Consider the following 23,665-nt stretch of genomic DNA (forward strand, 5'->3'; position numbering starts at 1 on the left):
CCTAATCAACTAATACAAAATGAAACAGTATCTCGACCTGATGAGGCATGTGATGGAAACCGGCGCGCAAAAGCATGACAGAACCGGCACCGGTACGGTAAGTGTGTTTGGCTACCAGATGCGTTTCAACCTTAAGGATGGTTTCCCGATGGTGACCACCAAAAAGCTCCACCTTAAATCTATTATCCACGAGCTCATCTGGTTTTTGAGCGGTGATAGCAATATCCGTTACCTGAAAGAAAACGGCGTACGCATCTGGGATGAATGGGCCGACGAAAACGGCGACCTTGGCCCCGTGTATGGCAAACAGTGGCGCTCATGGCCAACGCCAGATGGCGGCCATATTGACCAGATCAAACAGGTGGTGAACCAGCTTAAAAACAACCCCGACTCGCGCCGCATGATTGTATCGGCCTGGAACGTTGCCGAGGTTAACCAGATGGCCCTGCCTCCATGCCATAGTTTATTCCAGTTTTACGTAGAGCCCCCTAACCCCCTGAAGGGGGAACTAAAGGGAAAATTATCGTGCCAGTTATATCAAAGAAGTGCTGACATATTTTTAGGCGTTCCGTTCAATATAGCATCCTATGCCCTGCTCACTATGATGATGGCACAAGTATGCGACCTTGATCTTGGCGACTTTGTACACACCTTTGGCGATGCCCACCTGTACAACAACCACATGGACCAGGCCCGCCTTCAACTAAGCCGCGATCCTCGTCCCCTGCCAACCATGAAGATCAACCCCGAGGTTAAAGATATCTTCTCATTTAAATTTGAAGATTTCACTTTGGAGAACTATGATCCCTGGCCGCATATCAAGGCTGAGGTAGCCGTATAGTCATTTGTTCACTGGTTCATTAGTTCATTGGTGTAAGGCGCAAACTCCAGTTTAAGATTTAATAGATTTTTGTTATCCTTACAGAATTAAAAACTACCCGTTATTGCGAAGTACGAAGCAATCCCAAACTATACAGAGCCTCTCTGCTAATCGGGGATTGCTTCGTACCTCGCAATGACGATTGAAAAATAAAAGGTTCATCTGCTCAGCACCAATGAACCAGTGAATAAATGAACTAATGACATTATCCATCATCGTAGCCATAGCCAAAAACCATGCTATTGGTAAAGACAATAAATTACTCTGGTACCTGCCTAACGATCTGAAGCATTTTAAGGATGTTACTACAGGGCATACCGTGATCATGGGGCGCAAAACTTTTGATTCGGTGGGTAAGCCTTTGCCTAAACGCCGTAACATTGTTATTACCCGGCAGGCTATTAGTATTGAGGGTTGCGAGATGATGCCTTCTATCGAAGCTGCTGTTGAGCTTTGCAAAGCCGAGGATGAGGTTTTTATTGTTGGCGGGGCCGAGATTTACCGACAGGCAATTCCGTTAACTGATCGCATATACCTCACCATAATTGACCAGGATTTTGAGGGAGATACATTTTTCCCGGAGTTAAATTCTGATGAGTGGCAGGAAAAAGATCATGAAGATTTTGAGCCCGACGAAAAAAACAAGTATAAATATTCGTTTATCACACTTGTACGTCGCTAACATTTTTTGTCATGATTTTGTTTTAATTTAAAATTTTGTGCTTACGAAATTTTATTAGATTTGCTGCCTTATTAAAAAAAGCTTATAAACTAATTAATTACATATTACAAATTCGATGCAAGGCAAAGGGGTTATTAAATTTTTCGCCATACTACTGGCAGTTGTGTGCTTATACCAGCTATCATTTACGTGGGTGGCACATAAAGTTGAGAGTGATGCCAAAGTATATTCAAAGGGTGATCCTGCGAAAGAAAAAGCTTATTTGGATTCTATTTCCAATCAACCGGTTTATCCGCTATTAAAACATGATTATGCTTATGTATTGCAAAGGGAAATTGCATTAGGTTTGGACCTTAAGGGTGGTATGAACGTTACCATGCAGATCCAGCTTGATGAGTTGGTTAGAAAAATTGCCAACAACAATCCTGATGCTACTTTTAACCAGGCTTTGGCTAATGCCGACAAATTACAGGCTAATGCTCAAACCAGTCAAAAAGATTACATTGCATTATTTGTAAGCGAATATGAAAAGCTAAACCCTAACGGTAAGCTTGCCGCTATCTTTTCAACAAAAGATAACCAGGACCACCTGAAGTTTAACGCTTCAAACAGCGAGGTTAAAACTTACCTTGAAGATTTGGCTTCAACAGCGGTAAAACAATCGTTCACCGTTTTGAACACCCGTATCAACCAGTTTGGTGTAACCCAGCCTAACATCCAGTTGCAACAAGGTTCAAACAGGATTTTGGTTGAGCTGCCAGGTGTTAAAGAACCAGAGCGTGTTCGTAAATTACTTTCAGGTTCGGCAAAGCTTGAGTTTTACGAAACTTTTGATAACGCAGAGGCTTACCAGTACCTGATCAACATTGACAACCTGCTTGCTGCAAAAAGCAAAACAGCTAAAGCCGATACCGGTAAAACAGCAAACGCTGATACTACTGCTAAAATTGCTGCTGCAAAAGCCGATACAGCTAAAGGTGGTTCACTGTTAAGCAAGGTTCAGAAAAACGCTGCTAAAAACGATACTTCAGCTGCTTCATTAAGCAAAACAAAATTAGCTGCACAGCACCCGCTGTTTGCAGTAATGTCATTAAACGTAGGCCAGGGCGCAAACGGTCAGCAGCAATTAGGCCAGGGCCCGGTTGTTGGTTACGCTCCGTTACAGGACACTGCCAAAGTTAACTCATACCTGCACAGCGCCGATGCTTTAGCAGTTATTCCACGTAACATCAAATTTTTGTGGGAAGTAAAACCTGTTAAAAACACCAAAACTTTCGCGTTATATGCCATCAAACTTACAGGCGCCGAAAACGGACCGGTATTATCAGGCGATGTAATTAACGACGCCCGTGCCGATAACGACCAGAAAGGCAGCCCTGAGGTTGTGATGATCATGAACTCGGAAGGTGCTCAAAAATGGCGCACAGTTACTGCCGAAGCATCATCAGGCACTAACAAAAAATCTATCGCTATCGTTTTGGACGATAACGTATACTCTGCCCCTACCGTACAAAACGAAATTTCGGGTGGTGTATCATCAATTTCGGGTAACTTTACTATTGATGACACCCATGACTTAGCCAACGTGTTAAAAGCAGGCCGTCTACCGGCTCCTGCACACATCGTGTCTGAATCAATTGTAGGTCCGTCATTAGGTCAGGAAGCTATCTCTGCAGGTATCACTTCAAGTATCTTAGGTTTAGTGGTTGTATTGATCTTCATGATCGCTTATTACAACCGTGCTGGTACTGTAGCGGTAGTTGCGGTAATCATCAACATCTTCTTCCTGATGGGTGTATTAACCAGCTTAGGCGCGGTATTAACCGTACCGGGTGTTGCAGGTATCGTATTAACCTTAGGTATTGCGGTAGATGCCAACGTACTGGTTTACGAACGTGTACGTGAAGAGCTTGGCTTAGGCAAATCATTAAGGATTGCTATCGCCGACGGTTTCAAACATGCATTGCCTTCCATCCTCGATTCACAGATCAGTACATTCCTTACCGGTTTAATCCTGTTTGTATTCGGCTCAGGTCCTATCCAGGGTTTTGCAACTACCTTGATGATCGGTATCGCTACTTCATTGTTCTGTTCATTACTAATCTCAAGGGTTATATTTGAGTGGATGCTTGACAAGAACATGGATATCAAATTCTCAAATCCATGGAGCTCACATACCTTTAAAAATGCAAACTTCGCGTTCGTAAAAAACCGTGTAAAGTTTTACATCTGCTCAGGTGCATTCATCACTTTAGGTTTGATTTCAATTTTTACCCGTGGCTTTACCTACGGTGTTGACTTTGAAGGCGGTCGTAACTACGTTGTTAGCTTCCCTAACAAAACCGTTACCACCGAACAGATCCACGATGCTATTGACGCTACTTTAGGCCGCAGCACCGAGGTTAAAACTATGGGTGCCGATAAATTCAGTATCACAACCAACTATCTGTTCAACGATAACTCAACGGCTGCAGATGCTAAAGTAAGGGCTACCCTGGTTAGTAAACTGGCCAGCAAGCCTGAAACAAAAATTACTGACAGCAACATCTTAGGTGGTTCAAAAGTAAGTGCCACTATCGCCGATGAGTTAAAAACATCAGCTATCTATACTGTAATATTTGCCATATTTGTGATCTCGGCTTATATCCTGATCCGTTTCCGAAAATGGCAGTTCAGCCTTGGTGCGATGATTGCAACCGCTCACGATGCTTTATTGGTATTATCGTTCTTCTCATTGTTCAATGGTTTCCTTCCGTTCTCACTGGATATTGACCAGGCGTTCATTGCGGCAATATTAACGGTTATCGGTTATTCAATTAACGATACCGTGGTAGTATTTGACAGGATCCGTGAGTTCCTTGAGCACTCTACCAAGAACGAAAAACCTGAAGATGTTATTAACAAAGCTATCAACAGCACATTAAGCCGTACCATCATCACAGCATTAACCGTGATCTTCGTATTGGTGGTATTGTTCATCTTTGGTGGCGACGTTATCAAAGGCTTCTCATTCGCGTTATTGATAGGTGTAATTTTCGGTACATATTCGTCGATCTGCGTGGCAACACCGGTAATCGTTGACTTTGGAAAGAAAGACCTCAAATAAAATAAAAGAATAAAATTATTAAAAGGCTCCAAAGTAATTTGGGGCCTTTTTTGTTGATATGCTATGCGCTATAATACTTATTAAAAAAGCTATAATATCACCGACAGATGGTGTTGCATATCGCGTACAATGAGGTATACTTGCACCGTATAATCATACAAAAAATAATCGACGGCACGGAGATTGCGCTACACTCCCAAAAACGCACACCTGGCCTTTAAAAAGTTTTTAAACAGATAACCTGCACAAATGAACACATCAAATAATTCAAAATTCCCCCTTGTAGTGATCGTAGGCGGCGGCTTTGGCGGCCTGCAGGTAGCAAAACAACTAAAGGACAAACCTGTAGACGTTTTGATGCTTGATAAACATAACTACCATACCTTTCAACCCCTTTTATACCAGGTTGCCATGGGCAGCCTCGAATCAGAGTCGATAGCGTTTTCCCTGCGGAAGAATTTTTCCAGTCAAAAAAATTTCCGGTTCAGGATAGCCGAAGTGACAAGGGTAGATGCCGAAAGCAATATGCTTGAAACCACAATTGGCAATATAGCTTATGATTACCTGGTGATAGCTACCGGCTCAACCACCAACTTTTTTGGCAATAAGGATATCGAGCATTATTCCATGCCGATGAAGTCGATCCCTGAGGCGCTGAACCTCCGGTATTCTATTTTACAGAATATTGAAGAAGCCCTGCTTAAAGTAGGCAAGGCCGAGCGCGATCCCTATCTTACTTTTGTATTGGTAGGCGCCGGGCCAACCGGTGTTGAGCTTGCAGGCTCACTGGCCGAACTCCGCAACCACGTTTTAACTAAAGATTATCCCGAGCTTAAAAAGGAGGATATGAAAGTGTACCTGGTAGATTTTTTACCGAAAGTACTCGGCCCCTTCTCCGAGCAGGCATCTAACGCGGCACGCACCTTCCTTACCAATATGGGTGTTGAGGTATTAACCGGTGTAAAGGTAGAAAGCTACGATGGCGAAGAAATAAAGTTTGAAGGCGGCAAAACCATCCGCACCAAAAACGTGATCTGGAGTGCCGGGGTTATGGGTGTTGTACCCGAAGGTTTTGATAAAGACGTTATTGAACGCGGAAATAAAATAAGAGTGGACAGCATTGGCCGTGTGGCAGGCAGCAATAACATTTTTGCTATTGGCGATGTTGCAGCCATGATCACCGACGAAACACCTAAAGGTCATCCTGGTGTAGCGCAGGTAGCCATTCAGATGGGTGAACATGTAGCCAAAAACATTATCCACATCATCAACGGGGAACAAACTTCGCCGTTTAAATACAACGATAAAGGTTCACTGGCAACCATTGGCCGCAATAAAGCAGTGGCCGATTTAGGTAAAGTTAAGTTCCAGGGATTTTTTGCATGGCTGGTGTGGATGTTTGTACACCTGATATCACTTTTAGGAGGCCGTAACAAGGTGATCGTGTTTATTAACTGGGTATCGAGCTATGTAACTTACAATGGCGGCACAAGGCTTATAATCCGCAAATTTGAGCGCGAAGGTTTAACTGAAGATGAGCATTTACCTAATACGGTTGATTGAGATGGAAAAGTCAAGTGAATAATTTTTACTTTAGATTTAAAACCTAAAGTAAAAAAGCGTCATTGCGAGGTACGAAGCAATCGCGAACTATACAGAGGCACATGTATGGCTGCTCTGCTAATTAGGGATTGCTTCGTTCCTCGCAATGACGGCGTTTATTTAGCCTTTGGATCAACTATTTACTATTCAAAATAATGAACATCAAAATAACCGAATGCCCCCGCGACGCCATGCAGGGTATTCATGATTTTATTCCTACCGAAGTAAAAGCCGAATACATCAACCTGCTTTTACAGGTGGGATTTGATACGATAGATTTTGGCAGCTTTGTATCGCCGAAGGCCATCCCCCAGCTGCAGGATACGGCAGAGGTGTTAAAAAAGCTTGATCTGAGCAATACCGGATCAAAGCTATTGGCTATTATTGCCAATTACCGCGGTGCCGAGGATGCAGTGAAACATGAGGAGATCACCTACCTGGGTTATCCTTTTTCCATATCCGAAACTTTCCAGCTCCGAAATACAAATTCGACCATTGAGCAGGCCTTTGAAACCGTGCAGCGGATAAATGAACTGTGCAATAAAAACGGCAAAAGCCTGCTGGTTTATCTTTCCATGGGCTTTGGTAATCCTTATGGCGATGTATGGAATACCGGCATCATTGAACACTGGGCAGAAAAAATGATGGGCGAAGGGATAAAGAATATTGCCCTCGCCGATACCATCGGTATTGCCAATGCAGATCAGATCAGCAGTATTTACCCAAACCTTTGCCGTTTATTTCCGGATGCGGAGTTTGGCATCCACCTTCATTCCACACCCGATACCTGGCAACCTAAGATAGCAGCTGCCTATAAAAGCGGATGTAAACGTTTCGACACTGCATTAAAAGGCTACGGCGGCTGTCCAATGGCCACAGATGACCTCACAGGCAACATCGCCACCGAAAACCTAATAGGTTACCTTAAAACACAAAACGAGCCCACAGGGCTTAATATGGACAAATTCCGGGAAGCGATGGATTACTCGGGGAGGGTGTTTGCGTAAAATCCAATAAAAAATATGTCATTGCGAGGCACGAAGCAATCGCATACTCTACAAAGCGGCTCTGCTTCCGTCCGATTGCTTCGTACCTCGCAATGACATTTTAGTTTTCTTTACGCCGCAGCGCTCTTAGCTGCTTTAACAGATTTTGTTTTCACCACCCTGTCAAAGTTTTCCATTACCAGTACGGCAGCGCCTATCAGTTCGGCATCAAAACCGAGTTCAGATACCAGCAGTTCGGTACCGGCGGCCAGGCGTGGGATGCAATACTTGTGCAGGGCCTGTTGTATCGGCGCCATCAGGATCTTGGCAACTTTAGCTCCGCGACCGCTTAATACAATAATTGCAGGGTTCATGATGTGGATAAGGATAGCCAGGGCCTTCCCTATTTTGTAGCCGGCATCCGATAATAGTTCAATAGCAAACTGGTCGCCGTTGTTTGCAGCCTCTATCAGGGCATCTCCCATTAGTTTGGAGTGATCATCCTCATTGTATTTCAAACTGGTTACACGGCCTTTTTTAATGCCGGCTATAGCTTTTTGGGCTACTACCAGTAACGATGCCTCGGCTTCAAGGCAACCGCGTTTACCGCATTCGCAAAGGGAGCCATCTTCAGATAATGGAATATGGCTTAGCTCACCTGCAAAACCATTGTGACCGCGGAACAATTTACCATTTACGATCATCCCCAGGCCAATACCCCAGCCCAGGTTTATCACCATAACTTCCTGCTGTGATTTGGCAATACCAAATTTTTGCTCGGCAAGTGCTATAAGGCTCGAATCGTTATCGATATAAGTAGCGATGCCGGTTTTTGAAGTAAGGTAGGCCGTTAAGCTTTGCCCGCCTGCATCAAGATAGGTGTAATTGATACCTTCGGTAATATTTATAAATCCGGGCATACCGATACCTATTCCGGCAATTTTATCTTTAGCGATCCCGCTGTGTGCAATGTAACCATTGATCTCGTCAACCAGTTTAGGTAAAGCCTCCGGGTTATTGAGCAGTTTTAGCTCAAAGGTAAGCATATCGGCAACGGGATTGTTCAGCAGATCAAACATCTGGATGCGGGCGGTAAGCTGATCGAGCGCAATAGCTAAAATATGCATGGCACTTGATTTTACCGAATACATTAGCGGACGACGGCCACCGCTTGAAGGGGCATAGCCCTGTTCAACAACAAAACCCTCATGCATTAATTCATTTATAGCCTTGGCTATGGAAGGGATACTTTTATCAAATAACTCACTTAATCCTGCGCAGGACATGGCCTTATTAAAATAAAGCCTTTTAATGATCATGTTTTTTAACTGGCTGCCCTTTACCCCTTTATTCGTAAGTTCCATTAACAATTTTTATAGTTTGGTTTATAACAGGCAACACCTTAGTGTTCTGAATTTATAAAATTAAAAATAAAGTAATTAAGTACAACTGTAATTATTACAGTATTAAACCTGTTGTAAGTACATGGACACTATTAATGTACCATTTGCCTACAAAGCACAAAAATATCTATAATATCCGTGTACGATATAAAATATGCGAAAGTTTTGATTAAAATTTACCGTCCCAGGTTGTTTTGTCTTTATTTTTCCGCGTTGAAAGCTTTGAATACACCTCAACACCGACAGGATTATCCAAATCAACAGGCGATTCAATGTCAGTTTCGTAACAATCATCATAACTATCAATGCGCCATCTCACAAATCTGCCATGTGGGTTTAAATAAGGCCTCGTGTATTCGTGCCCCCGTTTTTCCAGTTGTTCATAAGCATCATCCCCTGATTTTGCTTTGATCAGTACAAAGCGCTTTTCAATTTGCTGCTTTTTAGGCAAAATCCCCTCCTCTTCAATAACAACAGTCATTTTCACGCAAAAGTACTTATCGGGCAATACTTTTTCTCTTATCAAAGGTTCAGCATGCTCTATCGACTGGATCCATATACTGGCAACATAATCAAGCATGGCAACATTTTTAAGCCGGTTATATTTTAGCTTCGCGATAACGCTTTGCGGTCTTTTTTTAGGCCCTGAAATTTCAAAACTTTCAAATAACTCAAGGGCAATAAGCTTTTCATAGTTATCCCTGAAGTTTTTATTTATTGCCTTGACCCGTTCTTTAGGCTTTAAATTATTGAACAGGTCCTGCTCAGGATACAGAAGAACGATCTTAACAACAGCAAAGCGTTTAGTATTGGAAATCTTTTTGTCTAAAACCCAATCTTTTAATCCGTAAATTTCTTTCATTGTAATAATTAAATTGGGGGCCACTGCAGCAGCCAAAACCACCACCCGCTCCAATCCTCGTTATACTGTGGCCCGAGGTGAAAGCTTTAATTATTTCGTTTCAATAAAGTAACGTTTATATTCATCTTCGATAGTGGTCATATCAGCATGATAAGGAGCTGTTGACGGCTTAAATAAATATATGTTAAATACACCCGGCAATGTATCAAGTTTTAACATGCTTGAGGTGCCGTTATTTTTTATAAATTTCACATACCTGGTTTTATGATCGGTGTAAAGCACTTTCACATGTTTCCCGTGTAAAAATTCTTCCGAAACCCCTGAATAATAAACATCGTCATCCGCACCTACATAAAAATCATCGCCCGATTGTTTCTTTTGCCTGTTAATTGCCGAAATATCTGCCTGGGTAATAACAGCACAGGTTGTATCCACAAACAAAGTGTCAGATTTATGAGCATTGTCATTTAGCTTTTTGGCCTCCTTATGCTGTTTTTTGGCGGTAAGTGATATTGGGGTTTGTTTGTGATGATTGCTCTGGCATGTACAAAACAAGATGCTAAAAGGTAAAATAATAATATTACGGTATCTCATTTTTGAAAACTACAATGTTTTGCCGGCTATAATTAAGGGTAAAATACAAGATCACGGCAGCAACCAAAACCGCCACCCGCTCCAATACTCGTCATACTGCGGTCTGAAACTTTTTAAATGGCGCGATAAGGGTAAGCCGTATGAAACAGCAAAAGCATTGTACATTGGTTCATCACTGAAATTAATAACGCCTTTAGTTTTTAAATTGTAAACTTTGTATCCTGAATCAACCGACATGCAAAGGTTATCCCCTTTTAAAAGATAAGTATCTACATGAATCTGTTCGCTTTTGCCTTTCGGAACAAAATAAGCGAACTGATCACTTTCCTCCATTGCCTCACCGTGGCCTAAAGGAATGCGGGAGTCATCGCCAAGCCCGTGATTGCCATAATAAGTAAATGAAAACGCTAACAATAAAATGCTGACAATTTTATAAACAGCAAATATTTTGTACCATTTAAAGCCGGTGTACTTTTTCCGCGCTTTTAAAATCAACACCCATAAAAACCAGATTAGGGGTGTATAAACCAGGCCAAGGATAGATGATTTAATAACAACAAATAAGAAATGTAACAGTGCAGTCATAAGGCAGTTTAATCTTTTTCAATTTGTATGAACATCCAGCGCTGGCCTTCCGGGTCGGCAGCACGGTAACGGGTGCCGGGGAAACCATATTCCAGTTCGCTTAATATTATCGCCCCTTTGCTTTTGACTATGTTATAATGCGCCTCAACATCATCTACGTAAACTAAAACCCCGTTGATAATATATGGTACAGTACTCCATTTGGCAGCGATATCACAATTTTGAGCATGATGCGCCGGGCTTTGATAATGAGGGGTAGGCTCGGCCAGCATCACCAAACTATCACCCATTTTGAGCTCGCCGTGGGCAAGGCGACCGGCATCATCAGTCATCCGCATATTTTCGGTGAAACCAAAAACATCGCACAACCAGTTCATCGCCGCAACACCATCTTCATAGGCAAGCATAGGGATTATTTGTTGGTTGTTATTGCTCATGGGTTTATTTTTAATACAAGGCGCATTATGCAAACAACTATTATCCTAATCACAACAATGCCCGAAAAGGCATAGCCAAATTCGCGTAAAAATTGTCTGAAACGTACATTAAAACGGATAATCAAAAATGCAATAAGTGAAATGAGACAGAATATCAACTGAAAGTACTCCTGAAGAAAAAGAGTTATATAAACCAATTTACCAGCATCTATTGGGTGTGGCCGGTTTGCCATCAGTTCATTATAATATTCCCGCAAATAAGGTTGTATTGCTAAAGATACTATCCTGTCAACAATATAAGTAGCTGTTAACAGCATCAAAATAAATGCGCCAATTACATCAAAACGGGTACGTCTTTTTAATACTACTAACATTGTGCGATAAGTTTATCAGCACTAAGGTAAACCATTGCATGTCATTTACAAAACGCCTTTACCTAATTGTCCGGGTTTGAAAGAAAGAACATTATGACCGGCAACTTATTTATACATTTAAGCCGCCTGACAGGTATTTTTTATTTAAGCCAACAATGACATTTAACAAAGCTAAAACCCTGCTTACAGCTATTGAATATAATTTAGATGGGCGGATGAAATATACCTACGATTTAATCGACTCAAACAGCTTTAAATTAAGGATGGAGGATTGTGTTAGCGGAAAAGTACGTTATTTAAGTTTTGAACTTAGGAGCCCAAAACGTGGATTTATCGAGGTGGGGTTTACCTGCCACGACTTCCGGCTTAATTTTCCTCTCATAAAAAACGTTGAAAGCATGACTTTCAACTTATATGACTTTATCAAATTAATAGAATATGGGATAAAGATTGACGAAAATGAACTTCATCCCGAACAGGACTTAAATGTAGAATTTTAAACGCTACAAAAAAGATCAACTGTCCGGTCATCGATATTATTTCTCTTCCAGCTGCTTTTTGAGCTTAGCTATTTCGTATTCAAGTTTTAATACATATTCATTTTGCGGAGCGAAGGCTTCTTTAATTTCATCAACGGTATACCGGGGAGTGATGTGCTGCGGGCAATTCCAGTCGAACGCTTTTACATCAAAAATGAGCATACGTTCGGCCGTATGCTTGTACTCAGCCGGATCTATCAGGTCAAACAGTTCCGGATTATCAGCAAGTTCAACAATGCGGGCATCAGCGTAAATCTTGAGCCTTGTTTTGCGGGGGTAATCCATCAAAAACAAAGAAACCTGCGGATGCGCCATCACATTACCAACGGAAATATACTGCTTATTGCCCCTGAAATCAACCACACCTATGGTATGGCTATCAATCACTTTGATGAAACCGGCAGGCCCTCCCCTGTGCTGAATATACGGATAGCCGTTTTCGCCTATACTGGCCATATAAAAGCTATCGCGGCTTTCAATAAATATTTGTTCAAATTCGGTAATGCCATCTTTATCGGCCATGGGGTTTTCCATGCGGGCGTAAGCATCCCGGCTGCCATATTGTTCTTGTAGCTTTTTAACACCGTCGGTAAAAGCAAAGCGTGCAAAGTTCATGATGCAAAGGATAAAATACTTATGCCCGCCTTGCGGTGCAGGGCGGGCATAAGCGTGTAAACTAATTATAAATCAGGGATATTATTTAACCAATTCGGGAATAGCAGGCCAATCAACCGGTACCTGGGTTAAGGCATATACATAGTTAGTGATGGTTTTATCGCCAACAGCCACAACCACGTCAATCAGGTTTGCTTGTGTATAACCGGCAGCATAAAAATTTTCTACCACCTTGTGATCGGCATGGCCTTTGTTTTCGGTAATTGATTTAGCTACTTTAACCAGGGCATCAATTTTTGGATCGAATGAAGCTGAACCACCACGGATCTCAAGGATTTGATCATCAGTAAAACCGCTCATTTTAGCAATAGCTGTGTGAGCGGCCGAACAATAAGCACAATCATTTACCTGGCTTACTATAAGGTTTACGGCTTCTTTTTCTTTAGCACGTAATGATGTTTTACCGTTTGAAAGTGTTATATAATTAGCCAATGCATGATCTGAAGTTGCAAAAACCGCAAACAGGTTTGGCACACGGCCTACTACTTTGGTTAATGTATCAAATATAGCCTGGTTTTCTGGAGTTACTTGTTCTCTTGTTGGAATTGCGAAAGTTTTCATTTTTGTAATGTTAATTTTTGTTGTTTTGAATTAACAATACAAAGATGGCGAGTTTAGCAGCCCTGAGGAATGGGCAAACTTCCCGAGTACTTGTAATTATTTCCCTTCGGCAACCAAAGCCTTTTTATTTCTGAAATCGGTAGGTGAAAAAGAGGTGTGTTTTTTGAAAAAATTGCTGAAATACGCCGCATCATCAAAACCAAGTTCATAAGTTATTTCCTTGGCCGATTTATCGGTATAGTACAATAACCGCTTAGCCTCAATAATAAGCCGTTCCTGTATTACCTGCAAAGGCGGCTTATGGTTATACAATGCAAAAAGGTTGGACAACGTTTTTGGCGATTTATTTAACTGCTCAGCATAGTAAGCTACGGTATGGTGCTCACGGTAATTATTCTCCACCATTAAATTAAACTTGCGGATAGTGCCAAATTTTTCGTCGGCCAGTGCCGGGATGGGCGATTGTTTAGCCTTGGCCAGGCGGGTTACAATGATAATGAGCCGCTTCAGCAGCATCCGGAGCATGTCTATCTGGATGTTATCTGCCGTTTCAAACTCTTCAATAAAAATATCAAGCAGGCGCTGCAATTTAAACTGCATGGTTTCATCAAGATGAACAAATACCTGCCCTGCAGTACCGTAAAAAAGGAACCCCACACAGCTTACTTCTTCATCATGATCAACAATACAATAAAAATCACGGTTAAACTGCCAGGCCACAATATCCTCCGGTCGTTCAAAACGGAAGGACTGGTTAACCATTAACGGAAGAATAGTGTTGGGCAGAAAATCATAATCCACCTCATCAATGGTTACTGTTTGCTTTTCGCCTTTGTTCCAGGCTATGGTGAGGTATTTATGCTGACGATCGCGCGTAAAAAACATCCTGTCGAAATGTTTTTCATTGATAAGCAGCAGCAGATCACCGCCTGTAGATTGTTCTGTAACCGATAGTTTCATTTTTGCCTGAGCGCAAAGGTATTTAAAAGCAGTAATTAAACACCAACAACCATCGGTTTATCACATCCCGATGACCAGTCGTGCTGAACGTTGGTCATAAGTAAAGCATTATCGAACTTTACAGAACCTTTGGGAAATATGGCTTCATCTTCAAAAAAGCTTGATTTAACAGCACTCACTTCAAGCGCCTGCACTTTCCATTCATTAGTATGCAATATCAAACCCTCATATTTATTACCATTGGGCGAATAACCTGTTGAACCGGCTTTAAAGAAATCAGAAGCCGCATCAAGCGTTCCGAATATCGAATCCGGATTGAGTTGATCAGCAACTTTGGCATCCACACTGATCACCGTTCCGTCCGAACTCGTGAAAGCCACATGATATTGCCCGTTGTTTTCTTCAACATCAAATTTGGCCTGGTAATGCCTGCCGGGAAATACCCTGCCGCCTGCAACCGTATTAAATAAAGATGAGGTATCCCTGCGCGGGATATAAACCCCTTCTTTTAATTCACCGTCTTCCTGCCATTCAACAGCAATGCGATGGGCGCCATTCTCAGATCTAACTCCTAAAAAAGCAGGCATACCCTTTGGCCGAACCTGTTTCAGCCTGATCAAACAGATGCCAGCTATGGCTTTGCCATTAACAAGCTTCGGATTGAAGGGCTGTGGTACCATTTTTTTCGCGATGTCCGCATCTATCGTAAAGTTCACCAATATGCGCCTGTCAATTATGCCGGTAATTTTAGGGATCTTCATGAGATAAATTTATTGCGAATCTTTTGATATTTAAATAAAGAACAGTAGAAATATTTAGTTAACCTATGTGCTTATGTACAAACAAATATTAACAGCTGCTTAACATACTTCATCAAATATTCATACTAAAAAAAGGCCAAACTACTATCTTGCCCTTCAATTACTTTTAAATGCATTTTTAAAAGTAATAATCCCTATTAATTTAAGATGACTATTACCCAATTTCTTGACCGGCATCGGGATGCTGTGCAGGTTGTATTATATGCTTTTATTATAAGTTCATTGTGGCTGATGGAAGTTTGCTTTTCGTCAGGTATTTCGGTAAAAAAGCGCTGGCAGCATAATAAAACCAACTTTCTGTTCATCTTTACAGCGCTCCCTATCCAACTGCTGCTTACTACTATTGTTTTGATAATACTTAGCTGGACTAATGCTCATCATTGGGGACTGATCAACTATATACCCGGCCATCATAATAAGTGGGTTTACTATATAAGCCTTTTCATGCTGCTTGACCTTTGCGAATACATTTACCATGTGGTAATGCATAAGATAGACCCGCTCTGGAAATTCCACCTTGTGCATCACAGCGACCTTCATGTTGATGTTTCAACTACAGTACGTGAACATCCCGGCGAAACCTGCGTACGTACCTGCTGCTTAATGCTTTGGGTATTTATTTGCGGACCAGCAATTGGTGTTTTAGTGTTGAGGCAAACTTTTCAATCACTGTTTAATATCCTGGCCCATACCGAGTTCAGGCTACCGCAACGTGTTAACAAAATTATTGGTTTGGTTTTTATAACGCCTAACCTGCACCACGTACACCACCACTATCAATTACCACACACTGACCGCAACTACGGCGATGTGCTAAGCATCTGGGACAGGCTTTTTGGTACTTTTGGCGAACTTGAACAGGAAGATACCCGTTTTGGTATTGACACCCACATGGATAAAAACGTTAACGGCAGGTTTGTAAATATTCTTAAAATACCTTTTCAAAAGCTTGAACGGCCTCAAAAGTAAAAGCGCTTAACATCCGGTTATAACATGCAGGCCCATAATTTTTAACAAATTTCCGTTTGTGGCAGGTTTGGATAAATATAACGTTGGCTGTTCTACATTATAATCGTTTGTTGTATCCAGGATCAGATCAGGCACTTCATCTCCGTCGATATCACCAACAAAAAGTATTTGAGTTAGGGCGTCATCAAAACGGGGAGCAGAGGCAAGTAGTTGATCAATTTTCTTCCCGTTAATAACAGCTTTTATAAACAACCTGTAATTGGTTATTACATAATCTTTGGTTGCGATATCGTATTTGCGGTTACCCGTGGCGTACAACGTGTAAGCGATATTATTATTTGTGAACCGGGCATATTGCCCTGGTAATAACTCGGTCACTTTAACATTAATCTGTTCAACCGGCCGGTTAGTTATACCCGTAATCCCGGAAAATAGTATTAAAACACTGTCCTTAACCGATTTCCTTACTTCTACTCCCGTAGCCTGTCCTTTATCGTCAAGCATATCGTCATGGGCCCTATTAATTATCAGGCTGGTACTTGCCACATAATATCCGCCGGCCGACTTAAACAAGCCTTTCCAGTGGTATTTACCCCAATCAAGAGCAACTTCTCCGCCATGAAATAAACCATAACCCGATAAGATCCTTGCCGGATACGAAACAGAGTCTGAGGGATAATACGCTACCGAACCTTCACTTGAAGCAACCTGGTTCACAGAATGCGTCTTCCGGGGAACAGGGGGCTTATTTGCAGGTGGTGTTTTTTGCCCGCAGCTAAAACAAATGAACATGGCAGGCAAAAAAAGAAGTAACAAGGTTTGGTCATGAAATGCTTTAATACAAGTAAAAGTTATTTTTTAAGATAGGTCACCTGCCCTGGCCTATACCCCATCCTCTCCAAAATCCTCCATTACACCAAAATATTCTTCCCATTCCGGGTCGTCAATAACGGTGATATTGATGGGGAGTTCATCAAATTCCGATAAGGCATCATTTAACCTGTCGCCTGCTTCACCAATATCTGTGGTATACCAGGCCCACCAGCGTTCATTTTCGCCGGTAAATACGAAAGCCAGTATGCTTTGATGATCATCTTCAAGCAGATCCACCAGTGCATCTTCTACCTGCTCCATCAGGAGCATTTCATCTGCCGGGGGCAGCAGCGAGGGATCAAATGACTCGTAACTCCAGGTTACGTCCATTCGCTGTAAGTAAACGCCGCTTTCAAAAAAGTTCAATAAATTAGGCCTGTAGCGGACCAACAGCGGAATATCGTCGTCGGATACGGCTTCTACCGATACCCAGGTATCATCTAATATCATAAGGATGTTTTTATAAGGTTTAGCAGAGATGTTTATATATAAAATTACAGCAAAACGATCCGATTTATAATTGTTTCGTTCTTGCAACGACAGGTCTTTATTTTCAGTCAGCTTTCTTAGCATAAAGATAGTCAAGCCCGGCCAAATCTGGTATACTTATTCAAAAAAATCATTTGTAAAAGCATCCTTTCTGCCCAATAAATACCAGACTTACGAAGTTTTGAAAACTTCGTAAGTCATAAACACTCTTTCTTTATTCTACCTCAAACTCCTTTTTCAGTTTGATATCAACCGATGAACTGCCTATCATTACCGTAAATTTACCCGGTTCAACAGTCCAGTTCATGTTTTTATCAAGCAGTGCCAAATCATCTGGGTGTAAGGTAAACTGAACTGTTTTCTTTTCACCAGGGTTTAGAGTAACACGATCAAAGCCACGCAGGTCGTACTCGTAAGTAGTAACGCTGCTTACTTCATCTTTAAGGTAAAGCTGTACCACATCATCACCTTTTCGCTGACCGGTATTGGTAACATCAACACTTACCTGAACCAGGCCCTGAGAGTTTCCTTTTTCGGGCGATACCTGCAGGTTGCTGTACTCAAACGTAGTATAGCTTAAACCGTAGCCATAAGGATATAAGGCCCCTTTCACACTGGTTTTGCCCCAGCTATTTTGCCCGCCCTGTTCAGCCTGTGATGAGGGTTTAAAGGGGAAATTATATTCCAGCTGCCCTGTTGTTTTAGGGAACGTGATTGGCAGCCTTCCACCAGGATTGTTATCACCAAACAAAGTTTCGGCAATCACCTGCCCACTTTGAACGCTCGGGAACCAGGCCTCCAATATGGCCGGTACGTATTTATTTTCCCAGTTGATGGTTAGGGGCTGCCCGTTGATCATCACCATTACCACAGGTTTACCGGTAGCCTGTAAAGCCTGAATCAGCTTTAACTGCCTGCCCGGCAGATTGAGGCCTGTGCGTGATAAGCTTTCGCCCACGCGGTCAACATCCTCACCTACTACAGCAATTACAATATCCGATTGTTTAGCCTGCGCCACCGCCGAATCAATACCTGCCTGCTCCTGTGCAGTCAAAGGTGTTTCAATGATCTCGCTCTCTGGCCAGGTTGCATCAATCATATCGCAGCCTTTAACGTAGCTAACTTTGGCGTCGCTGCCAACGTAAGTTTTAACACCATCAAACACCGTAGTAACCGGGTTGTGCGATGGGCCGTACCTGCTCACAGCATAATTGGTTTCTTTAGCCAGCGGACCGGTAACCAGGATATTAGGATATTTCTTTTTATCAAGCGGCAGCAGGTTGTTTGCATTTTTAAGCAGCACCATCGATTCGCGGTTCATTTTCAGGCTCATGGCCTTATCGGCATCAGTGTGCACTATTTTATCTGCAGCTTTGGGGTCTTTAACATACGGGCTGTCAAACAATCCCAGCCTGAATTTCACTTTCAGCACCTCGCTAACCCGGGTGTCGATGATCTTCATGGAGATGCGGTTTTCTTTAATCAGCTCTCGCAGGGGCATAATGAAAGTTTGCGGCATGGTAAAGTTAGTACGCACATTAAGGCCTGCTTCAACGGCCTGCCTTACAGCTTCCTTGTAATCGGCCGCTACGTGGTGTTTGGAGTACAGAAACTCAACGGCCTCGCTGTCGCTCACCACATAACCATTGAAGCCAAACTGCTGGCGTAAAAGCTGCGTGAGGAAGTAGTAGCTGCCAGTTATAGGCACACCGTCCCAATCATTATAACTGCTCATTACGCCCATAGGGTGCGCCTCCTGGATCACCCTGCGGAACGGATACAGGTACACCTGGTACATTTCCCGTGGCGCCACATGCGGATCGGTACGGGCGCTGCCATCACGGCCTCCTTTAGGCACACTATACACGGCAAAGTGCTTAAGCGTTGAAGCTACACCCTCTTCCTGGATGCCCAGCACCATTTGCTTGCCCATTTCGGCAATATGAAAAGGGTCTTCGCCATAACATTCAACTACGCGGCCCCAGCGCTGATCACGGGCGGGGTCAAGTATCGGCGCGTAAACATTGGTATAACCCAAAGCTTTGGCTTCGCGGCCAACAGTTTTTCCAGCCTGGTAAACCAGTTCCTTATCAAAAGTACTGCCTATAGATATTGGTGCAGGCAATGGCGTGGCGCGGTCATGATTAAGGCCGTGAATGCCCTCGTTGGTAAAATCTACCGGGATGCCCATCCGGGTCTCCTCAACAAACCATTTTTGGATGGTATTAATAGCCGAAGCATGCTTGCTGAACGGATATGAATATTGCGTAGGCGCATCATCCGTATGCGAGGTAAGGTTATTCAGCTCCTCATCTATATTGGCTATGCCATCTTTCCATACTTCGTTTTTCCAGTTAGGTACCGGCATTTCGTCTTTTAATACCCTTTTGTAGCCATAAAGGGTGGCCATCTGGCAGGTTTTCTCTTCAACGGTCATCTGGCTCACCAGGTCGGCCACACGTTTATCAATAGGCTGCGATGGATCTTCAAACACATCCATTTTGCCATTCTTGTTAAAATCTATCCAGCCTTTGTGGTAGATGTTTTTTTCCTGTGCCGATGTACCGAGGCTAAAGCTAAGCGATAAAGCAGATGCCACGAATACCCGAGGCAGGTAGTACTTATTTCTCATGAGGTGTATTAGGGTTGGTATTTCAAATATATAGCTTTAGGCTTAACCTGTATGGCCTTAACCATGTCCGGGGAGGTATATTTTAACTATATCGTTTGAGTAAGCGGGGCGAAGAGTTGACTCACCCCCGACATCGCTGCGCTCGTCACCCCTCTCTGCTTCGCAAAGAGGGGATTTTATTTTTCTATTTCTTCTACCCTCTTTGCGGCGAAGCCGGAGAGAGGGTGGTCCAGCGAAGCGCAGACCGGGTGAGTCAACTCTGCGCCTTACTATTCTCAGCCAGTCCTGTTGCAATATTCACAAACTTTATACTACATTTAGATTTCAAATGAGTTTAAAGCAACCTGTCACCCTAATTTCACACGCACTTATCCAGGCTGGGATCTGTGTACCTTTTCTGATAATCACACTTATTATTTATGGTATCTGCCGCGAAGGAAATGAGATTGAGGCGGCAATGATGTATGGTTTATTCGCTATTCCGGGTTATGTAATTGCCGTTTGCAGTTATCTGATATTTAACATCATTGAAACAAAAATTAAAACCACCTGGAGTATACTCAAATATGCCGCCCCCCTGTTTTTGCTGGCCGTTGGTTTATTAGCTATAGCCGGTTATAAAGAAAGTGACCGGCAGGTATTTTTTATTATAATAGCCACCATTTTATTCATTGAGCCTGCTAAGATCATTTATCAGCGGGTATTAAACACCCTGTAGTATAAACCCGGCATCTCAGCAACTATATAACGAATCTAATTTCAATGTAAATAGTAGGTTACAAGTAAACTAAATACTTATTAATTACTCTAACAATAAGTAAATTCACTTAAACATACTAAACCTCCATGAAATCAATAAAAACCTTGTGCCTGTTAGCTGCAATTGCCGGCTTAAGTTATAATCCGGTATCAGCTCAAACCCAACCGGCAGTTACGCCTGCCATAACTTTTAAAAATGTGGCCAATTTGCCCTACCCGCTCACCTGGACCAGCAGTGTTACCGACGGCAATAATATTTATACCGTTGCAGGTTATAAAGGCGGACGAGGCGGTGTTTCGTCTGATGTTTTGAAATATAGCCCCGAAACCAACAGCTGGACTAAAATTGCCGATATGGGCGGTAACAAAGTGCAATCGGCAACGGCTTACGTACCTGCCACCGGTAAAATTTACGTTTTTGGCGGTATTGGCGGCGTTAGTGCCGATATCCGTACCAGCCAGATCTTCCAGGGCGTTCAAAGCGTTGATATTAAAACAGGCGAAGTAAAAAATCTTAATATATTAAACCCAATGGCCAGTACCTACGGCAGTGCTGTTGAATGGGATAACAAGATCTATTTATTTGGCGGCAGCCGTGACGGCAAACGCAGTATCAACTCGGTTTACCAGTTTGATCCTATAAGCCTGCAATTCACTAAGCTTGCAGATATGCCCGAATACCTGCAAGCTGCCGGAACCGTGGTAAATGGCGTAATTTATACTTTTGGTGGTTATGATACTTTTCTTAAACATCAAAGCACCAATATTTACGCATATGATATCAAGGCCAATAGCTGGAAAACTGTTGGCAAACTGCCCGAGTTTATGTCGGCCAATAGTGTGGCAGCAAGCGGTAATGTAATATTTGTTGCCGGGAGCTATGATGATGAAAATTTGTTAGGCTATTTTGACACCGATAGCGGTAAATTCACCAAACTTAAATCAAATATGGAGCCGCGCCGTGCTGCATCATCAGCCATAGTAAATAATACATTATTTGTTTTTGGCGGAAGCACACGCTTTAAGGCATTTAGCGTATCAACGTTAGAAACTGTCCAGGCCACCAATATTACTCCTTTCCTTAAAAATTCTACAAGCAGGTAAAAGCCTGTGATGGATAAGATATAATATAAAGAAGCCGGCTAAAAGTGAAATTTAGCCGGCTTCTTATTTTAAACCAAGGGGCTACTTCAGTTCCTTTCTAAAAAACGCTACAGCCAAACTATCCACCTGTAAATGAATGGTATGCCTGTTAACAGAAGGATCATCCGTAAAATATATCGGAGCTTCTTTTTTAACAGCATCAATAGCTTCACCCAGCATTACGTAATGGCCTACCTTGCCGGGCAGTTCAGTGTATTTTGATTTACTGATCAGCTGATGATAATGCCTTGCATTGGTTTTAACCGGGGCTATGCTATCGCTCTGCGAGCCTACAATGTATAAAGCGCCTTTAATATCAGCCACCTGCTCCTTGCGGATAAAACCAAAGCCTAATGCCGGTGATATGGAAAAAAATGCTTTGATCCGTTTGTCCTTTAACGGGGGCACGTGTTTAGAACCGGCAATGAGGCTACTGTCATCCAGCAATTTTACCAAACCCGGAAACTCGGGAATCTCCAGCTCCTTGCGGCCTATAGTTTTATAATAATTGCGCGCCTGCTCAAAATCGAGCTTTGCACCGGCAAGGGCAATCATGGTGTAGCCGCCAAATGAAAAGCCGGTTGCCCCTATCTTTTGCTGATCGATAAGCGGGCCAACTTCGGGGTTGTTCAGCAATGAGGTAAGGGCGAAACTGATATCCAGCGGGCGCTCCCAGGGCTTAACAAATTCAAGAGGGATCTTGTATTCATAAGTATTGCCGTAATGATCAACCGCGGCAACTATGCAACCGCTGTTTGCAAGGGCCTGGGCAAGCCACTCCAAAGTTAACCTGCCGCCGCCTGTACCATGCGAGAGCAGGATAAGCGGCAGCTTACTTGCAGGAAGCTTGCCGTTACGCACCGTTGGCTGCCTTAAAAAAGGCGAAAAGTGTTTGTCAGCGGGTTTTAACGTATCGGTGGTAGGATACCAGATCTATGTAACTACCGGGCGGTTATTGCGGCTTTCATCCTTAAAATTAAAAGTACGCTCGCCTAAGTTTTGGGCCGAAGCTATACCGCCTGACAGCAGTAATATAATAGCGATAAGTATTTGTTTGCACATCATGTTTAGCGTTTATACCACAAAACAAGGCATTTAGCGCTTTAAAAAGATTGACAATAGTCAATAAATCACTTTTTTGATTTGAGGCGGCTCAGGGTTTCCTGCGAGATGCCCAGGTAATCGGCAACTATTTTATTAGGCAGTCTTTTAATAATTTCGGGCTGGGTTTGCATCAGGATATTGTACCGGGCTTTTGAATCCATAGTGATAAGGCTTTCTATCCGCTGTATGGATGCAATGTAGTCAAGCTCAAGCCCCGTGCGGTACATGGTTTCAAACCCGGGAATCTCTTTAAGCAACAGGTCGCGGTCAGCATAGCTCAATACCAATAGCTCTGACGGTTCGGGGCTTTGGATAGATGCAACGGAGGGCTCTTTTAATATAAAACTTGGGAATGCGGTACCCATTCGCCCTTCAAATATCAGGAACCGGGTTGATTCGTTGCCGTCATCATCAGTTAAGAACACGCGAAGACAGCCTTTTACCACAAAATATAAATGCTTTGCAATGCTCCCTTTTTCAACCAGGACCTCGTTGCGTTTGGTGAAGCGGGTTTTAAAACAATTTTCTACCAGTTGCTCATGCGCTGGCGTGAGTATTAGTTTACCTTCAAGATGTTGTTTTAAAGCAGGATGCATAGCTGCAATTTATGCAATTGCACCGGGTTGACA

The 23,665-nt window shown here is 42.7% G+C and carries 25 protein-coding genes; 9 read left to right on the forward strand and 16 right to left on the reverse strand.

Annotated elements, in window-relative coordinates:
• Window positions 1–19: 19 nt before the first annotated feature.
• The 5 genes from ACFFGT_RS24770 (at window position 20) to ACFFGT_RS24790 (ending at window position 7,277) form a co-directional block, all read left to right on the forward strand.
• Window positions 20–841 (forward strand): thymidylate synthase, encoded by an 822-nt coding sequence (locus tag ACFFGT_RS24770; protein ID WP_377025201.1) that lies wholly within the window; start codon window positions 20–22, stop codon window positions 839–841.
• Between the two features lie 238 nt (window positions 842–1,079).
• Window positions 1,080–1,562 carry a dihydrofolate reductase gene (locus tag ACFFGT_RS24775; protein ID WP_377025202.1) on the forward strand — a complete coding sequence of 161 codons (483 nt, stop codon included), beginning with the start codon at window positions 1,080–1,082 and terminating at the stop codon, window positions 1,560–1,562.
• A gap of 115 nt (window positions 1,563–1,677) precedes the next feature.
• Window positions 1,678–4,668, forward strand: coding sequence for a protein translocase subunit SecDF (gene secDF / locus ACFFGT_RS24780; RefSeq protein WP_377025203.1), 2,991 nt, complete (start codon window positions 1,678–1,680; stop codon window positions 4,666–4,668).
• 249 nt (window positions 4,669–4,917) lie between these two features.
• Complete coding sequence (locus ACFFGT_RS24785) at window positions 4,918–6,231, forward strand: NAD(P)/FAD-dependent oxidoreductase (protein WP_377025204.1); 1,314 nt, start codon at window positions 4,918–4,920, stop codon at window positions 6,229–6,231.
• A 194-nt stretch (window positions 6,232–6,425) separates the two neighbouring features.
• Complete coding sequence (locus tag ACFFGT_RS24790; RefSeq protein ID WP_377025205.1) at window positions 6,426–7,277, forward strand: hydroxymethylglutaryl-CoA lyase; 852 nt, start codon at window positions 6,426–6,428, stop codon at window positions 7,275–7,277.
• Between the two features lie 110 nt (window positions 7,278–7,387).
• Here the strand turns inward: ACFFGT_RS24790 and ACFFGT_RS24795 are convergent, their stop codons facing one another.
• From ACFFGT_RS24795 to ACFFGT_RS24820, 6 genes are all read right to left on the reverse strand, one after another.
• Window positions 7,388–8,620 carry an ROK family protein gene (locus ACFFGT_RS24795; protein WP_377025206.1) on the reverse strand — a complete coding sequence of 411 codons (1,233 nt, stop codon included), beginning with the start codon at window positions 8,618–8,620 and terminating at the stop codon, window positions 7,388–7,390.
• Window positions 8,621–8,828: 208 nt separating this feature from the next.
• Window positions 8,829–9,521, reverse strand: a complete 693-nt coding sequence (locus ACFFGT_RS24800) for a DUF4288 domain-containing protein (protein WP_377025207.1) — start codon at window positions 9,519–9,521, stop codon at window positions 8,829–8,831.
• 90 nt (window positions 9,522–9,611) lie between these two features.
• The gene (locus ACFFGT_RS24805; protein ID WP_377025208.1) at window positions 9,612–9,956 is read right to left on the reverse strand and encodes a hypothetical protein; all 345 of its coding nucleotides are present in this window, start codon (window positions 9,954–9,956) and stop codon (window positions 9,612–9,614) included.
• A gap of 210 nt (window positions 9,957–10,166) precedes the next feature.
• The gene (locus ACFFGT_RS24810) at window positions 10,167–10,700 is read right to left on the reverse strand and encodes a hypothetical protein (protein ID WP_377025209.1); all 534 of its coding nucleotides are present in this window, start codon (window positions 10,698–10,700) and stop codon (window positions 10,167–10,169) included.
• Window positions 10,701–10,708: 8 nt separating this feature from the next.
• Complete coding sequence (locus ACFFGT_RS24815; RefSeq protein WP_377025210.1) at window positions 10,709–11,137, reverse strand: VOC family protein; 429 nt, start codon at window positions 11,135–11,137, stop codon at window positions 10,709–10,711.
• Window positions 11,134–11,511: a hypothetical protein gene (locus tag ACFFGT_RS24820; RefSeq protein WP_377025211.1), complete on the reverse strand. Its 378-nt coding sequence runs from the start codon at window positions 11,509–11,511 to the stop codon at window positions 11,134–11,136. The genes ACFFGT_RS24815 and ACFFGT_RS24820 overlap by 4 nt, the downstream gene beginning before the upstream one ends.
• Window positions 11,512–11,666: 155 nt before the next feature.
• Between ACFFGT_RS24820 and ACFFGT_RS24825 the strand changes: the two genes are divergently transcribed.
• Window positions 11,667–12,011 (forward strand): hypothetical protein, encoded by a 345-nt coding sequence (locus ACFFGT_RS24825; protein ID WP_377025212.1) that lies wholly within the window; start codon window positions 11,667–11,669, stop codon window positions 12,009–12,011.
• A 36-nt stretch (window positions 12,012–12,047) separates the two neighbouring features.
• Here ACFFGT_RS24825 and ACFFGT_RS24830 read toward each other — a convergent pair whose 3' ends face one another.
• The 4 genes from ACFFGT_RS24830 to ACFFGT_RS24845 form a co-directional block, all read right to left on the reverse strand.
• Window positions 12,048–12,665 carry a pyridoxamine 5'-phosphate oxidase family protein gene (locus ACFFGT_RS24830; RefSeq protein WP_377025213.1) on the reverse strand — a complete coding sequence of 206 codons (618 nt, stop codon included), beginning with the start codon at window positions 12,663–12,665 and terminating at the stop codon, window positions 12,048–12,050.
• Window positions 12,666–12,746: 81 nt separating this feature from the next.
• Entirely contained in the window at window positions 12,747–13,286 is a 540-nt protein-coding gene (locus tag ACFFGT_RS24835) for a carboxymuconolactone decarboxylase family protein (RefSeq protein WP_377025214.1), read from the reverse strand.
• Window positions 13,287–13,382: 96 nt separating this feature from the next.
• Window positions 13,383–14,246: a helix-turn-helix domain-containing protein gene (locus ACFFGT_RS24840; protein WP_377025215.1), complete on the reverse strand. Its 864-nt coding sequence runs from the start codon at window positions 14,244–14,246 to the stop codon at window positions 13,383–13,385.
• Between the two features lie 35 nt (window positions 14,247–14,281).
• Window positions 14,282–15,007: a DUF2071 domain-containing protein gene (locus tag ACFFGT_RS24845; protein ID WP_377025216.1), complete on the reverse strand. Its 726-nt coding sequence runs from the start codon at window positions 15,005–15,007 to the stop codon at window positions 14,282–14,284.
• Between the two features lie 207 nt (window positions 15,008–15,214).
• Between ACFFGT_RS24845 and ACFFGT_RS24850 the strand changes: the two genes are divergently transcribed.
• Window positions 15,215–16,036 carry a sterol desaturase family protein gene (locus ACFFGT_RS24850; protein ID WP_377025217.1) on the forward strand — a complete coding sequence of 274 codons (822 nt, stop codon included), beginning with the start codon at window positions 15,215–15,217 and terminating at the stop codon, window positions 16,034–16,036.
• A gap of 6 nt (window positions 16,037–16,042) precedes the next feature.
• Here the strand turns inward: ACFFGT_RS24850 and ACFFGT_RS24855 are convergent, their stop codons facing one another.
• From ACFFGT_RS24855 to ACFFGT_RS24865, 3 genes are all read right to left on the reverse strand, one after another.
• A complete protein-coding gene (locus ACFFGT_RS24855; protein WP_377025218.1) occupies window positions 16,043–16,828 on the reverse strand; it encodes a hypothetical protein in 786 nt (261 codons plus the stop codon).
• Between the two features lie 90 nt (window positions 16,829–16,918).
• The gene (locus tag ACFFGT_RS24860) at window positions 16,919–17,359 is read right to left on the reverse strand and encodes a DUF695 domain-containing protein (protein ID WP_377025219.1); all 441 of its coding nucleotides are present in this window, start codon (window positions 17,357–17,359) and stop codon (window positions 16,919–16,921) included.
• A 253-nt stretch (window positions 17,360–17,612) separates the two neighbouring features.
• Window positions 17,613–20,030 carry a glycoside hydrolase family 3 N-terminal domain-containing protein gene (locus ACFFGT_RS24865; protein ID WP_377025220.1) on the reverse strand — a complete coding sequence of 806 codons (2,418 nt, stop codon included), beginning with the start codon at window positions 20,028–20,030 and terminating at the stop codon, window positions 17,613–17,615.
• A 328-nt stretch (window positions 20,031–20,358) separates the two neighbouring features.
• Between ACFFGT_RS24865 and ACFFGT_RS24870 the strand changes: the two genes are divergently transcribed.
• Together ACFFGT_RS24870 and ACFFGT_RS24875 are read left to right on the forward strand one after the other, a co-directional pair.
• Window positions 20,359–20,748, forward strand: a complete 390-nt coding sequence (locus ACFFGT_RS24870; protein WP_377025221.1) for a hypothetical protein — start codon at window positions 20,359–20,361, stop codon at window positions 20,746–20,748.
• A 128-nt stretch (window positions 20,749–20,876) separates the two neighbouring features.
• Window positions 20,877–21,893 (forward strand): Kelch repeat-containing protein, encoded by a 1,017-nt coding sequence (locus ACFFGT_RS24875; RefSeq protein WP_377025222.1) that lies wholly within the window; start codon window positions 20,877–20,879, stop codon window positions 21,891–21,893.
• 81 nt (window positions 21,894–21,974) lie between these two features.
• On the opposite strand, the gene ACFFGT_RS24880 is transcribed toward ACFFGT_RS24875, so the two are convergent.
• From ACFFGT_RS24880 to ACFFGT_RS24890, 3 genes are all read right to left on the reverse strand, one after another.
• Window positions 21,975–22,793, reverse strand: coding sequence for an alpha/beta hydrolase family protein (locus ACFFGT_RS24880; protein WP_377025223.1), 819 nt, complete (start codon window positions 22,791–22,793; stop codon window positions 21,975–21,977).
• Window positions 22,794–22,865: 72 nt separating this feature from the next.
• Window positions 22,866–22,997: a hypothetical protein gene (locus tag ACFFGT_RS24885; RefSeq protein ID WP_377025224.1), complete on the reverse strand. Its 132-nt coding sequence runs from the start codon at window positions 22,995–22,997 to the stop codon at window positions 22,866–22,868.
• Window positions 22,998–23,062: 65 nt separating this feature from the next.
• Window positions 23,063–23,632 (reverse strand): Crp/Fnr family transcriptional regulator, encoded by a 570-nt coding sequence (locus ACFFGT_RS24890; RefSeq protein ID WP_377025225.1) that lies wholly within the window; start codon window positions 23,630–23,632, stop codon window positions 23,063–23,065.
• Window positions 23,633–23,665 lie beyond the last annotated feature (33 nt).

The organism is Mucilaginibacter angelicae, assembly GCF_042434235.1.
GTDB lineage: Bacteria > Bacteroidota > Bacteroidia > Sphingobacteriales > Sphingobacteriaceae > Mucilaginibacter > Mucilaginibacter angelicae.

What these genes read in the sequence shown, in the direction of transcription:
- ACFFGT_RS24835 (WP_377025214.1), bottom strand. Translation starts at nt 13,286, where the DNA reads ATGAAAACTTTCGCAATTCCAACAAGAGAACAAGTAACTCCAGAAAAC.
- ACFFGT_RS24885 (WP_377025224.1), bottom strand. Translation starts at nt 22,997, where the DNA reads ATGATGTGCAAACAAATACTTATCGCTATTATATTACTGCTGTCAGGC.
- ACFFGT_RS24775 (WP_377025202.1), top strand. Translation starts at nt 1,080, where the DNA reads ATGACATTATCCATCATCGTAGCCATAGCCAAAAACCATGCTATTGGT.
- ACFFGT_RS24795 (WP_377025206.1), bottom strand. Translation starts at nt 8,620, where the DNA reads ATGGAACTTACGAATAAAGGGGTAAAGGGCAGCCAGTTAAAAAACATG.
- ACFFGT_RS24860 (WP_377025219.1), bottom strand. Translation starts at nt 17,359, where the DNA reads ATGATATTAGATGATACCTGGGTATCGGTAGAAGCCGTATCCGACGAC.
- ACFFGT_RS24820 (WP_377025211.1), bottom strand. Translation starts at nt 11,511, where the DNA reads ATGTTAGTAGTATTAAAAAGACGTACCCGTTTTGATGTAATTGGCGCA.
- ACFFGT_RS24875 (WP_377025222.1), top strand. Translation starts at nt 20,877, where the DNA reads ATGAAATCAATAAAAACCTTGTGCCTGTTAGCTGCAATTGCCGGCTTA.
- ACFFGT_RS24890 (WP_377025225.1), bottom strand. Translation starts at nt 23,632, where the DNA reads ATGCATCCTGCTTTAAAACAACATCTTGAAGGTAAACTAATACTCACG.
- ACFFGT_RS24830 (WP_377025213.1), bottom strand. Translation starts at nt 12,665, where the DNA reads ATGAACTTTGCACGCTTTGCTTTTACCGACGGTGTTAAAAAGCTACAA.
- ACFFGT_RS24770 (WP_377025201.1), top strand. Translation starts at nt 20, where the DNA reads ATGAAACAGTATCTCGACCTGATGAGGCATGTGATGGAAACCGGCGCG.
- ACFFGT_RS24790 (WP_377025205.1), top strand. Translation starts at nt 6,426, where the DNA reads ATGAACATCAAAATAACCGAATGCCCCCGCGACGCCATGCAGGGTATT.
- ACFFGT_RS24845 (WP_377025216.1), bottom strand. Translation starts at nt 15,007, where the DNA reads ATGAAGATCCCTAAAATTACCGGCATAATTGACAGGCGCATATTGGTG.
- ACFFGT_RS24815 (WP_377025210.1), bottom strand. Translation starts at nt 11,137, where the DNA reads ATGAGCAATAACAACCAACAAATAATCCCTATGCTTGCCTATGAAGAT.
- ACFFGT_RS24855 (WP_377025218.1), bottom strand. Translation starts at nt 16,828, where the DNA reads ATGTTCATTTGTTTTAGCTGCGGGCAAAAAACACCACCTGCAAATAAG.
- ACFFGT_RS24785 (WP_377025204.1), top strand. Translation starts at nt 4,918, where the DNA reads ATGAACACATCAAATAATTCAAAATTCCCCCTTGTAGTGATCGTAGGC.
- ACFFGT_RS24810 (WP_377025209.1), bottom strand. Translation starts at nt 10,700, where the DNA reads ATGACTGCACTGTTACATTTCTTATTTGTTGTTATTAAATCATCTATC.
- secDF (WP_377025203.1), top strand. Translation starts at nt 1,678, where the DNA reads ATGCAAGGCAAAGGGGTTATTAAATTTTTCGCCATACTACTGGCAGTT.
- ACFFGT_RS24850 (WP_377025217.1), top strand. Translation starts at nt 15,215, where the DNA reads ATGACTATTACCCAATTTCTTGACCGGCATCGGGATGCTGTGCAGGTT.
- ACFFGT_RS24865 (WP_377025220.1), bottom strand. Translation starts at nt 20,030, where the DNA reads ATGAGAAATAAGTACTACCTGCCTCGGGTATTCGTGGCATCTGCTTTA.
- ACFFGT_RS24825 (WP_377025212.1), top strand. Translation starts at nt 11,667, where the DNA reads ATGACATTTAACAAAGCTAAAACCCTGCTTACAGCTATTGAATATAAT.
- ACFFGT_RS24800 (WP_377025207.1), bottom strand. Translation starts at nt 9,521, where the DNA reads ATGAAAGAAATTTACGGATTAAAAGATTGGGTTTTAGACAAAAAGATT.
- ACFFGT_RS24870 (WP_377025221.1), top strand. Translation starts at nt 20,359, where the DNA reads ATGAGTTTAAAGCAACCTGTCACCCTAATTTCACACGCACTTATCCAG.
- ACFFGT_RS24840 (WP_377025215.1), bottom strand. Translation starts at nt 14,246, where the DNA reads ATGAAACTATCGGTTACAGAACAATCTACAGGCGGTGATCTGCTGCTG.